Source organism: Microbacterium panaciterrae (assembly GCF_039541635.1).
Classification (GTDB): Bacteria; Actinomycetota; Actinomycetes; order Actinomycetales; family Microbacteriaceae; genus Microbacterium; species Microbacterium panaciterrae.
On record NZ_BAABGP010000026.1, the window covers coordinates 12,547 to 25,455 of the forward strand.

Annotated in this window: 8 protein-coding genes; 7 read left to right on the forward strand and 1 reads right to left on the reverse strand. The window is 60.5% G+C overall.

All coding sequences use genetic code 11. The features are described from left to right. Window positions 1-356 precede the first annotated feature (356 nt). From ABD882_RS17875 to ABD882_RS17890, 4 genes are read left to right on the forward strand one after another with little or no spacing between them, the layout of a single operon-like run. A complete protein-coding gene (locus ABD882_RS17875; RefSeq protein ID WP_345188817.1) occupies window positions 357-1,892 on the forward strand; it encodes an ABC transporter substrate-binding protein in 1,536 nt (511 codons plus the stop codon). Window positions 1,893-1,943: 51 nt separating this feature from the next. Beyond that, window positions 1,944-2,888 (forward strand): ABC transporter permease, encoded by a 945-nt coding sequence (locus tag ABD882_RS17880; protein WP_345188819.1) that lies wholly within the window; start codon window positions 1,944-1,946, stop codon window positions 2,886-2,888. Beyond that, entirely contained in the window at window positions 2,885-4,678 is a 1,794-nt protein-coding gene (locus tag ABD882_RS17885; protein ID WP_345188820.1) for a dipeptide/oligopeptide/nickel ABC transporter permease/ATP-binding protein, read from the forward strand. The genes ABD882_RS17880 and ABD882_RS17885 overlap by 4 nt, the downstream gene beginning before the upstream one ends. A gap of 2 nt (window positions 4,679-4,680) precedes the next feature. Beyond that, window positions 4,681-5,505 carry an ATP-binding cassette domain-containing protein gene (locus ABD882_RS17890; protein ID WP_345188821.1) on the forward strand — a complete coding sequence of 275 codons (825 nt, stop codon included), beginning with the start codon at window positions 4,681-4,683 and terminating at the stop codon, window positions 5,503-5,505. A 320-nt stretch (window positions 5,506-5,825) separates the two neighbouring features. On the opposite strand, the gene ABD882_RS17895 is transcribed toward ABD882_RS17890, so the two are convergent. Further along, complete coding sequence (locus tag ABD882_RS17895; protein ID WP_345188823.1) at window positions 5,826-6,536, reverse strand: hypothetical protein; 711 nt, start codon at window positions 6,534-6,536, stop codon at window positions 5,826-5,828. Between the two features lie 373 nt (window positions 6,537-6,909). Between ABD882_RS17895 and ABD882_RS17900 the strand changes: the two genes are divergently transcribed. The 3 genes from ABD882_RS17900 (at window position 6,910) to ABD882_RS17910 (ending at window position 12,694) form a co-directional block, all read left to right on the forward strand. Beyond that, window positions 6,910-8,700, forward strand: coding sequence for a glycoside hydrolase family 3 protein (locus tag ABD882_RS17900; protein WP_345188824.1), 1,791 nt, complete (start codon window positions 6,910-6,912; stop codon window positions 8,698-8,700). 2 nt (window positions 8,701-8,702) lie between these two features. Then, window positions 8,703-10,442 (forward strand): family 43 glycosylhydrolase, encoded by a 1,740-nt coding sequence (locus tag ABD882_RS17905; RefSeq protein WP_345188825.1) that lies wholly within the window; start codon window positions 8,703-8,705, stop codon window positions 10,440-10,442. Between the two features lie 95 nt (window positions 10,443-10,537). Further along, the gene (locus ABD882_RS17910; protein ID WP_345188827.1) at window positions 10,538-12,694 is read left to right on the forward strand and encodes a hypothetical protein; all 2,157 of its coding nucleotides are present in this window, start codon (window positions 10,538-10,540) and stop codon (window positions 12,692-12,694) included. Window positions 12,695-12,909 lie beyond the last annotated feature (215 nt).

The following is a 12,909-nucleotide window of genomic DNA, read 5'->3' on the forward strand; positions in this document are numbered from 1 at the left end:
AGGGCGGCGGGCGATCGGCTCGGGTAGCACGGAACTCGACCGTGGCGTCGTCACGGGTTCTCGAATGTGGGAAACGAGGCACAGGGCGCTTTCCCGTGAACCTAAGAAACGCGCCGGCTTGGTCCTTCAACACACCGCAAGGTTGACTTCCCTTCAGAGACAGATTAGTCTTCCCGAACGGGAACATCATCTTCCCATGCGGGAAGATAGAGAGTATTGTGTCCATTCGGCGGTCACGAGGGACACGGCCCGGATTTGACAACCTCGGCCTGAATTAACCCGAGTTCGACAAGGTTTTGGGCCAGCTCGAGGGCGAATCTCATACCCTCTCGCCACGTGTAAACAAAGGAGTTTCAATGAAGTTCTCGCGATTGGCCCTAGCGGTCGCGGCCATCGGCCTCGTCGCCACATCCTTGTCCGCCTGCTCGTCCAGCACCAAGAGCAGCAACGACACGGGCCTGTCTAGCCATGTGCTAACCCTGTCGATGCCGTCGGCGCCGCCATCACTTGCGGTCGGTTCGCTCGATCAGGGGCCCTCGTCCTATGTGTGGGGCTCTGTATATGATTCGCTTCTCACTCGTGACCTGAGCGGAGCGGTCAAGCCGAGCGCCGCTGAAAAGTACACGGTTTCGCCTGACGGGCTCACGCTCACCTTCGCAGTCCGACCCAGCATGAAGTTCAGCAGTGGGAAGCCTGTGGATGCCACTGCAATTGCCGCCTCTCTCACTTTCTCGAGTAAGGCCGCCGCTTCCTCGGCAGCGTTCGCAAACGTCAGTTCAATCAAAGCAACTGGCGCGTCGACGGTAACGATCAAGCTTCGCCGTCCCGATACAGCGTTGCCGTATCAGTTGGCTCAGGCCGCTGGCGTGATTGCTGATCCCACGACGCTTGGTTCCGAAAAGGCTGCGTTGGACCCGCTTGGCTCTGGTCCCTATGTCCTTGACGAGACAGCAACCACCAACGGCTCCAAGTACACGCTCAACCTTCGGTCCGGTTACTGGAACGCCCAGGCGTACAAGTTCAAAAAGGTCGTGGTCAACGTGATCTCGGATGCGACGGCCCAGCTCAACGCCTTGAAAGCGGGCCAGCTCGACATCACCAGTCTCGCCAACCCTGCGCAGGGCCAGTCGTTGAAGGCTGAGGGCTTCGCCGTAAAGGAGACCGCCCCGTCTGCCTGGGCCGGACTCGTCATTGCCGATCGTGCCGGGGAGGTCCAACCGGCGCTGGCAGACGTTCGTGTCCGTCAGGCGATTAACCTTGCGATTGACCGCAACTCGATCGTGGAGAAACTCCTTGGAGGAGTCGGCAAGCCTGTCGAGCAGATCTATGACCCTGGCACTGGCGCCTATGACCCGGCGCTGAACAAAACCTATGGATTTGACGTCCAGAAGGCGAAGTCGCTGATGAAGGCGGCGGGCTACGCGAATGGATTCACGGTGAGCCTGCCGAGCTCGGTGTTGTCGCAGACCGTCGAGCCGACTCTTACCCAGGAATTGGGGGAAATCGGTATCAAGACTGATTGGAAGCCAGTCCCCTTCGATCAAGTTGTTTCGGTTCTCGGGTCCAAGACCTACCCGATCTACTGGTTCATCAATGGCTACAACGTGCCTCAGATCGTGACAAACGACACGCTGACCCCCAACGGCTACCTCAACCCGTTCCAAGCAACTGATCCGCATCTGACCGCATTGCTCACCACGGCATCCGGCGCCACAACAGTCGACGCTGCTGATGCCGCCTACCGAGACGTGAACAAGTGGAGCGTGCAGAACGCGTGGTTTGCACCGGTGTTCTCCCTGGTGCAGTTGGTGGCGGTCTCGAAGCAGGTGACCTTCACGCCTCGTGCAACAGCCGGCCTCCTGACGGTTGAACAGTTCCAACCCGCTTCCTAATAACAACCGGGAGCGACGACTCAGGCGTCGTCGCTCCCGAAAGGTCCGATCATGATCCCATTTGTATTGCGAAGGTTAGCTACCGGTCTGGTGCTTCTCTTTGCCGTCACAACGCTGACCTTCTTTACCCTCCAACTAGCCAATATCCCCGTCGCGCGCAACATTCTCGGCAGTAGCGCAACGCACCAGCAGATTGCCTCTCTCAACGCTCAGCTGGGCCTTAACCGCACTCCCATCGAGCAGTATTGGTCATGGGTGACCGCAGCAGTTCAAGGAGACTTTGGCACGTCCTACTTCACCAAGGAACCGGTTACGGACGCTCTGCAAAGTCGCTTGCCGGTGACGCTTTCCATCGTGGTGCTGGCCCTCGTTCTGACCATCGTGTTCAGCCTCATTCTCGGCGTCACTGCCGCAGCTCGCGCAGGGGGAGCCGTAGACCGAATTCTTCAAGCGGTGTCGACCATCAGCTATGTGTTCCCGCCGATCATTCTCGGAATCCTCCTGGTTCTAGTCTTCTCGATCACGTTGCACCTCGTTCCTGCGACCGGCTACGTACCGATCGGGACATCATTCATCGGGTGGCTGGGAAGTGTTGTGCTGCCTGCGGCGACTCTGATGTTCGCCTCCATCGCCAGCGTCGCCGGCCAGATTCGCGGCTCGCTTATTGACGAACTTCGACGCGACTACGTTCGGACGCTCCGAAGCAGAGGCGTATCGGAGCGCGCGATTCTCCTGAAATACACGCTGCGAAACGCGGCGTCCCCAGCACTAACGACGTTGTCGCTTCAGTTCATCGGAATGATCGGTGGGGCACTGTTCATCGAACGGATATTCGCCTTGTCCGGCTTCGGTACGTACTCCTTCGACTCGGCGGTGCAGGGAGATCTGCCCGCGATTCTCGGAGTCGTCACTGTCAGCGTCATCCTGGTCGTGATCATGAACCTCATCGTCGATCTCATCAACGGCTGGCTCAACCCGAAAGCGCGCGTATCGTGACTCTCCTTATTCCTCAGCCGGCGGAGGCCACCCGCCGTCCAAACGTGTTCCGCAGGCTAATGCGGAACCCGTTGGCCGCGGGGTCGCTGATCCTCATCGCCATCGTTATCGTTCTCGGCATCCTTGCCCCGCTGATCGCTCCCCACAGCCCGAACTTTAGTTCGCTCGATGCGGTCAACGCGCCCGTCGGAACTCCTGGTTACCTGCTCGGAGGTGACAGCAGCGGCCGAGACATCCTCTCCCGACTGCTCGCGTCCGTGAATACGGCGATGCTGTCGGCACTTACCGGCGTCGCGGTGGCGCTCCTGATCGGAATACCCTTCGGCCTCATCTCTGGCTACGCCAAGGCGGGAGCGGATTCAACCATCTCGTGGGTATTCAACCTGCTCATGACATTCCCGGCGCTGGTTCTCCTGATCGTGGTCTTCCCCATTACCGGGGGGTCCTACATCGTCATGATGGCCATATTTGGTTTCCTTTTCAGCCCGTCAATCTTTCGGCTGGTTCGCAACCTCGTAGTCGCCGTAAAGCGCGAACTTTACGTGGATGCTGCCCGAGTGTCTGGCCTCTCGTCATCTCGCATCTTGGCGCGGCACATCCTGCCGGCAGTCCGGGGTCCGCTGGTCATCACGGCATCCTTCCTCGCAGGCGTCGCCATCGCCGTCCAATCCGGACTTGCCTTCCTCGGCCTGGGCACCAACGATGTCCCAAGTTTTGGCAGTATGACGGCCGACGCTTTCGGAAATCTCTACGTGTACCCCATCCAATTCCTGTGGCCTTCGCTCATGCTCGCGATCCTCGGCGGCGGTTTCGTGCTACTCGGCAACGGGCTCCGCGACGCACTGGAGGATTCCACACTTGTCTCTACTAAACGATCCCGGCATGAAACGACCTCGATTCGGCCGACAGACCGACGCGCGGCCGCGCACACGACTGACGAATCAGCCATCCTTCGAATTAGAAACCTCCGGATTTCCTATCCCACGGCCGAGGGAGACTTGAAGAATGTTGTCAACGGGATTTCCCTGGACGTGCGGCAAGGGGAAATCCTGGGTCTGATCGGTGAGTCGGGTTCCGGCAAGAGCCAGACCGCTTTCGCTGTTCTCGGTCTCTTGCCGCCTGAAGCTCGCATCGAGGCCGACGAGTTTTCGCTCGACGGACATGACCTCCTGGGCGAAGACTCTCAGGAACTGAAACGGATCCGGCGCTCACTTCTCGCTTATGTTCCACAGGAGCCGATGTCCAACCTCGCCCCCTCGTTCACTGTCGGTACTCAACTCATCGAGGGAATCCGGTCTACAAAGGGCGGCTCCAAGAGTGAAGCACGCGCTCTGGCCCTCGAGCTCTTGCAGCAAGTTGGAATCGCGGATCCGGCACGCACATTTCGCTCCTATCCACACGAGATCTCGGGCGGCATGGCACAACGCGTCCTTATTGCGGGCGCCATTGCTTCTGGTCCGCGCCTGCTCATTGCCGACGAAGCGACGACCGCTCTCGATGTGACGGTTCAGGCGGAGATTCTTGACCTGATCCGGAGCCTTCAGGAGAGGCTCAGTATGAGCGTTCTCCTGGTGACCCACAACTTCGGTGTTGTCGCGGATCTGTGTGATCGAGTCACGGTCATGCGGTCCGGAGAGATCGTCGAATCCGGCGATTACCGCCATCTGTATCGGCACGCGGAACACGAATACACCCGGCAGCTGATTGGGGCGATCCTCGATGAAGACACCTATCGGACCGATCCGCCGGCCCCCTCCCGTATTGCTCCCCGAACTGAATTGAGCGCTTGACGATGAGCTCGCTATTGGACGTTGAGAACCTTTCGGTGCAGTATCCCGCCAAAGGTTTCCGGCGAAAAGGAATCGAGGTGCTGCACGGGATCTCGCTCACCATCGGCGCCGGGGAAACCCTCGGGCTGGTGGGCGAGTCTGGGTCCGGCAAGACCACGCTGGGCCGAGCGGTCCTCGGACTGGTCCCGGCGAGCGGTGGAAGCATCAGCTTCAATGGACAGCAGACTCAGGACCTTGCTGCGCGCGAGCGGCGCAAGCTTGCGCAGGACATTCAGGTCGTCTTTCAGGATCCATACACATCGCTCAATCCGGCGATGCTCGTCACGGACATCCTGACCGAGCCGCTTCTCGCCCATGGCAGGTCACGCCAGGACGCGACGGCCGCGGTCGGCGCGCTCCTCGACCGTGTCGGGCTGCCAAAGGATGCAGGCAGCCGGTACGCACGCGAGTTCAGCGGGGGCCAGCGCCAGCGCATCGCCATCGCTCGAGCGCTGGCAATCGGTCCCAAGCTCATCGTCTGCGACGAGGCGGTATCTGCCCTCGATCTTGTAACTCAAGCGCGTGTGCTCGACCTGCTAATCGAGATTCAACGAGAAACCCAGGTCGCATACCTCTTCATCTCCCACGACCTGACTGTTGTTCGTCACATCAGTCATCGCGTCGCCGTGATGTACCAGGGCAACATCGTCGAAACAGACACCGCTCGGACTGTGACGTCAAATCCGTCAAACGCGTACACAAAGAAGCTTCTGCTGGCCGCACCGGTTGCGGACCCCGACGAGCAGGTTCGGCGTCGGCGAGCCCGGATTGCGCTTCTCGCTTCCTGAGTATTGTCGTAGCCGGGATGCGTTTCACGGTCGCCCCGAACATATCCGTGAGCCGCCCCAGCGATCACCGAGGAACTCGTTGCGCTGGGTTCACCGGCCCTCGTCAACGTGGGGCGTCGAAAGCGTGTGTCTGCCGGCGAGTCGACCACCCTTCCGCTCGCAGCCCGAATCGTTCAGCGGGCGAACTGCGGCTGAGGGCAAGGCTTCCTTGTACAGTCATCGGCGCACCCGATTACCCGGCCGAGGGTCGAGGTGCTGAGGTCCCAGTCTGCGCTGCCGAAACAGGCTCGCTGCGGAGCGGATTGTCCTGCGCTTGAGGCCTAGGAATGGGCGGACAGCGCTGGCTGGGACGCGAGAAGAATGCTCTCCAAACCGCGAGTGACGATGTCCATGCTGGCGTCGAGCTGCGCAGGACCGTACGGGGCCCGTGACGGAGTTCCGGACATTGAACGCTGGAGCGCCGGGAACTGCCGAGGATACGCATCGCGCAGCGCGTCAAGGATGAGGGGAACTTGCGGGTGCGTTCCATCCGAACCGACCATGACGTCATCACGGGCAGCGGACATCGCAACGTTCACAATCAGGATAATCGCGTTCCCCACCTGTTCGTCGTTGAAGCCTGCATCGTAAAGCCTCTGCATTACGGTGTCCGCTGGGCCGAGCATGCTGAAGTCGCCTGGGTCCTGGAATCGGAAGTAGCTCACCAGCGCCCCGGTCGTCATCAGGCTGTCGTGCAACGCGAACGCATATGCCCGACATGCTTCTTTCCAGTCCGCGGTCGACGAGAGGTCGACGTCGGTGAAGTTCATCGAGAATGCGTCGACTGCGACCAGCTCGAGTAAGCCGCTCAGGTTCGTCACATGGTAGTTGACCGCTTTGCGGTCAACGCCGAGGATATCGGCGACAGCCTGGATGCTCAACGACTGCGGTTCAAGTGTGCGCGCGGCTTCCGCGATTCGCTGACGATCGAGGCCAGCATGCCGACCTTGTTGGCGCGATGCGGTGCGGGTTGTCGGATCTGGAGAATCCATCGTCGGCTTTCCTTCTCTCTCGACTTGACGAGTCAATCCAGACAGTCTAACGTTCCCGACAGGAAACATACTCTTCCCGGTCGGGAACATGTGAGGTAAGCGTGCAGAGCTCGCGGTTGAGAGTTGTTTAGCGCAATCCGATGTCGCTCGAAAGAAAAGACAGATCGATGATGACTCAGGTCTTGGCAATGGGTGCCCCTGCTACGCGCGGTCTGCCACCCAAGTGGTCGCCGGACGGCAGATCCTTTTCCGACTTCCCCATCGTCGCGACAACCACCATGGCATCGCGCGCGTCGTCCTTCGGCCACCTAGACAAACCCTCCGTCGGTTACCCAGCCCACCCCACCTATCCGATTAGGGAGCACCGCTAACCATGCCTGAGTCCACGCTGACCTACCCCTATCGAGACCCGTCGCTGTCGATTGCGCAGCGTGTCGAGGATCTCCTTCAAAGGATGACCGTCGAGGACAAGGCGGGTCTGATGTTTCAGCCGATCGCGCACGTCGGTGACCTGGACGCGTCCGCCGATTTCGTTCCACTGACCGCGAGAGAACTTCTGACTCGCCGAATCAACCATTTCAATATTCTTTGGGCGACTTCCGCGCGGCAGATTGCAGAGTGGAACAACACGATCCAGTCGGTCCTTCGCGTGCATCCGCTTGGAATTCCTGCCACCATCTCCAGCGATCCTCGGCACGCCTTCAGCAACAACCCGGGCGCTGCATTGATGGCAGGTCCGTTCTCGCAATGGCCGGAACCGCTCGGGATGGCGGCGATCGGGAAGGAAGACCTCGTCAGGCGGTGGGCTGAGGTGATCCGAGCGGAGTATGTTGCCGTTGGTATCCGGGCTGCGTTACATCCACAGATCGACCTGGCAACGGATCCGCGCTGGGCGCGAACGTCAGCGACTTTCGGCGAAAATGCGGAACTGGCATCGCGTCTCGGGGTCGCATACATTCTCGGTCTCCAAGGAGGCGGCGAGATCGGTAGCAGTTCGGTCTCGGCGATGGCCAAGCACTTCCCCGGTGGAGGTGCTCAGAAGGATGGCGAGGACCCGCACTTTGCGTACGGAAGGGAACAGATCTATCCCGGTGGCAAATTCGATCTGCACCTTGAACCATTCCGGGCGGTCATCGACGCTGGGGTCTCCCAGATCATGCCGTACTACGGCATGCCGGTCGGGACCCCGTTTGAAGAGGTCGCGTTCGGCTTCAATCGCGGCGTCATCACGGGGCTACTACGCGACGTGCTCGGGTTCGACGGGGTCGTGTGCACCGACTGGGGGATCCTCAGCGAGCGGCCGTGGGGAGTTGAACACCTGTCATACGACGAGCGCATGATCAAGGCGTTGGACGCTGGAATCGATCAGTTCGGCGGCGAGACCAGCAACGACGTCCTGGTCAGATTGGTCCGAGTCGGCAGGGTTCCCGAATCGCGAATCGATGAATCTGCTCGACGATTGCTGCGGGAAAAGTTTCAGCTTGGCCTGTTCGACAACCCGTTTGTTGACGTCGAGGCCGCAACCATCACGGTTGGTGCCGACGCAGCCCGGGAGGAGGGTCGTCTCGCTCAGGCGGCCGCGCAGGTCCTCTTGAAGAACAGCATCGGAGCCGCCAACCTTCCCCTGCGTCGTGGAGTTCGCGTGTACAGCGAGGGGATCACCGATCCCCTCCTGTCCGCTAGGTCGACGACCGTCGACTCGCCCGAGGAGGCGGACGTGGCGATTGTTCGGCTCGTCGCGCCGTGGGAGGATCGCGGCGAACCGGGAACGCTCGAGACGTTCTTCCATGCCGGCTCCCTCGATTTCCCGCCGCAGCAGATAGCGCACCTTGAACGGATCGCGGCCGCGGCTCCCCTGATCGTCGACGTCTATCTCGACCGTCCCGCCATACTCGGCCCGGTCGCCGAGATCGCGTCATCCCTCATCGCGAACTTTGGTTCCTCAGACAACGTTCTGATCGGCACTCTTTTCGGCGAGCTCGCACCAGAGGGGCAGCTTCCTTTCGACATCCCAAGTTCCATGGACGCCGTCAAAAAGAGCAGGCCTGATACCCCCTTCGATACCGTCAACCCCACATTCATCTATGGTTTTGGGCTGCGATACCCAAGCGGTGTACCGGATGGTAGTACCGAGACGCTAAGTCACGTTCAAGACGAAGGCTGACTGTGAGCATCATCTGCAACCCCGTAGACCTGCCGTACCGGTATCAGCACATCGTGCAGCCGAACGGAATCCGCACCGTCCATCGGGAAGGAGCCGACCCCTCGATTGTCCGCTTCCGAAACCGGTACTTCGCGTTCGTGTCAATGACACGAGGATTCTTTCACTCCGCAGATCTTGTGCAGTGGAGCTACAAGTACACGGACGCTCTGCCCGCATTCGACTATGCGCCCGATGCCAGGGTTATCAACGATCAGCTAATTGTGACCGCCTCACGCACGGACGGGACTTGCCCGTTCTTTCGTAGCGAGGACCCCCTCACTACGGGTTTCGTCGAAGTATCAGCCGGCAGCTTCGCATTCTTCGACCCCAGCCTCTTTCAGGACCAGGACGGCGCCACGTATCTCTACTGGGGCTGCTCACCGATCGAACCGATCTACGCCACGCGTCTTGACAGTGCAACGTTCGAGCCGATCGGTGAGCGACACGCAGTCATTGGCGCTCATCCCGACGCGCACGGATGGGAGGTGCCCGGCGAGAGCCCACTCCCAGAATTTCAGACTGAAGAAGAGCGGGCGATCTTCGACCTAATCGGCGGACGACCGTTCATCGAAGGTGCCTGGATGACGCGCCACGAAGGAACGTACCACCTGCAATACGCGGCCCCACAGACAGAGTCCAACCTCTATGCCGACGGGGTCTACACCGCCCCCACCGCCCTAGGCCCGTTCACCTACTCCGCGCACAGCCCGTACTCGTCGAAACCGGGCGGGTTCATCACCGGCGCCGGTCACGGCAGTACTTTCCGGGATGAATTTGGTAATTGGTGGCATGCCTCCACGATGCGCATTTCTGTGAACCACAACTTCGAACGCCGCGTTGGCCTGTTCCCGGCCGGATTCGATTCGGACGGCGTACTCTTCTGTAACCAAAACTTTGCAGACTATCCGATGCGGATTCCTCGCGGCCCAATCGACCCGTGGAAGGACCCGTTTGCCGGGTGGATGCTGCTCTCCTATCGGGCCCAGGCCACAGCATCGTCGTGGCAGACGAACCACAGTCCGGAACTGGCGACGAACGAGGACATCCGAAGCTGGTGGGTCGCCGGGTCGGCCCAGCCAGGCCAATGGCTCGAACTCGATCTCGGGACGGTACACACGATTCACGCAGTCCAGGTCAATCTGGCAGATCATAAACTCAGTGACTTCGTCACAGAGCGCGCCGACGGCGCTGACACCATGGCCGGTTACCGGGCGATCGACCCAGGATTTCACCCTACCCAACTCCGTGTGGAGGTCTCCGCTGACAACCGCCAGTGGACCACGCTGTCCAACGGTTCGCTCACGGACTCCGCCCACCAGCTCATCGTGCCGGATGAGGCAACAGCCGCACGATACGTCCGGGTGACCGCGGACACGCCGATGCCGTTCGGCGCGCCCCTTGCACTCAGTGGCGTGCGAGTCTTCGGGCGCGGATTCGGGTCAAAACCGGCTCCGGTAGCAGCGGACATCCGCCGGCACAGTCCCACTCACGTGCGGTTGGCGTGGCCGGACTCACCCAATGCTGTCGGCTACAACATTCGTTACGGGATAGCCCCGGACAAGCTCTATCATTCCTGGTTGGTCTACGACCAGGCAGAGCTTGACGTTCACACTTTGAACGCTGGTGAGAAGTACTGGTTCGCAGTTGACGCGTTCAATCGGAACGGGATCAGTACCGGTCCAATCAGCGAAGCGGGCATCTGACATTGAATGAATTCGCTCGCCCGACGCCCGCAGGCGCCAAGTGAGTGCGAGACCCAAAGTTCTCGGCTAACGGAGACGACAAGGTGGAAGTTGAAATGGGCGAAAGCAAGGCGAAAGCGAACGGGATTGATCGCGAGAGCCTCATTTCTCGTCACAACGTGTTGATTGAAGGGCTTGATCCGGAGCATGTCCTGACGGTCGGCAATGGGGACTTCGCCTACTCGCTTGACCTCACCGGAATGCAGACGTTCCCTGATTTCCACGATCAATCCGCGGCGTGGAACGAGGCGATGCGACATGCCAATGGGAACCCAGTAGACGCGTTTGTTGCCGCGCCAACGGTGAACACCGCGACCATGTCGAACTGGGCGTGGCACGAGATGCCCAATCCCGAGAACTATGTCCTCGATGACGCGATGACTGAATATCAGACGGCTCGGGGGACGGTGTCCTATCCCGACCGGTACGCCTTCACCGCGGAAGGACAGGTGGCCGAGGGGTTCGAAGCGGGTGCGTGGCTGCACGCGAACCCGCACCGTCTGGATCTCGGCCGCATCGGCTTGGTGCTTCGCGAGTCGGTTAGTTCGGACCCCGTCACGGACCCTGCCCGAATCACAGACGGGACACAATCGCTCGATCTCTGGGCGGGCGTAGTGGCGAGCAGCTTCACCTTCTCTGAACACACGGTCACGGTGGAAACTGTTGCATCTCCAGACACGGACACAGTCGCGTTTCGAGTTGCCTCACCGCTTCTAGCCGACGGCAGGTTGGCCATTGGTTTCAGTTTCCCTTACGGAAGTGAGGGCTTCCTGGATACCGGCGATTGGTTCTCCGTCGAGCGCCACACGTCCGAGCTTGAGATCGTGGAAAACGGGCGAGCAACCATAACGCGAAAGCTTGATAACAGCACCTATGTCGAGGAGATTCGATTCGATTCGGGCACACTCCGAGAGGTTGCTGCGCACCGGTTCGAACTCACCACCCCGGCCGACTCAATCCTCCTGACGGTTCAGTTCGCACCGGACCGTTCACGCCTTGCTGCAGTCGGCTCGTTCGCGGACATCATGGAGAGTTCCAGGGCAAGCTGGCGAGACTTTTGGGAATCGGGAGCGGCAATTGAACTGGTTGCGGAAGACGACCACCGCGCTTTCGAACTGGAGCGACGAGTCGTCCTGTCCCAATACCTCACGAAAGTGAACTCGTCTGGGCTCCTTCCGCCGCAGGAAACGGGATTGATAACAAACTCGTGGCACGGAAAGTTCCACCTGGAGATGCACTTCTGGCATGCTGCGCATTTCGCTGGGTGGGGTCGATCCGACTTGATGGAGCGAAGCCTTCCGTGGTACCTATCTATCCTCGACATGGCGCGTCAGACCGCAGCACGTCAGGGCTACCCTGGCGCACGCTGGCCCAAGCAGGTCGGACCCGATGGTCGCGAGAGTCCAAGCGAGATCGGATCCCTACTGATCTGGCAGCAACCCCACATCCTCTACATGCTCGAACTAGCCTGGGGTGCAGGAACACCAGTGCATCGGACGCAGCTGCTCGAACGGTTCGCAACCCTCGTCGACGACACCGCTACCTTTATGGGGGCCTTCGTGGAGGAGAGGGATGGGCTGTTCCATCTCGGTCCGCCCGTGATGCCCGCGCAGGAGTATTACGACGCCCGCACCTCCGAGGATCCGACCTTTGAGCTTGCGTACTGGTGGTGGGGTTTGGAGATAGCACAACGCTGGCGTGAGCGAACCGGTGCGGCCCGGCGCAATGACTGGACAGACGTGCAGCACCGCTTGGCGACGCCGTGCGTGCGGGACGGGCGCTATCAAGCGATCGCTACACCGCCCTATCTGCGCCGCGACGATCACCCTTCCCTCCTCGCGGCGCTGGGGGTTGTACCCCCCACCCCACTTATCGATCCAGAAACAATGTTCGCCACGCTGCAAGACGTTCTGCAGAATTGGGACTGGAGCACCGCGTTCGGCTGGGACTATCCCGTCATGGCCATGACCGCCGCACGGCTCGGTCACGGCGAGTTGGCGGTTGACGTACTCACTCGCGAGGCAGTCAAGAACCGATTCACTGAGATAGGGCACAACCCGCAATTGGGCTCGTTGCTGCCCGTCTACTTGCCGTCCAACGGCGCCCTGCTCGCGGCAATCTCATTCATGGCGACGGCCGGTCCGGACGCGACCCCTCTGTTCCCAGACGACTGGAACGTGCGCGCCGAAGGATTCATACCGTGGCCGTTCTAGGGGCCTCGAGTGTCCTTGCCCGTCGACCCCATCCGGCGACCTAGGTCTAGTCCCCACGTTCTTGGCATCCCCGCTCGAGATACTGGTGAATACGGTCGTTGGTCGAAATGCAGGACCCTGGTGTGCGCCGTCAGCCCATGGTCGATTCCGTGCTACGCCCGCAGCGAGTGCAGAAATGACATTTGCGATTCGGCGGCCGAATGCGCGAGGCTCTA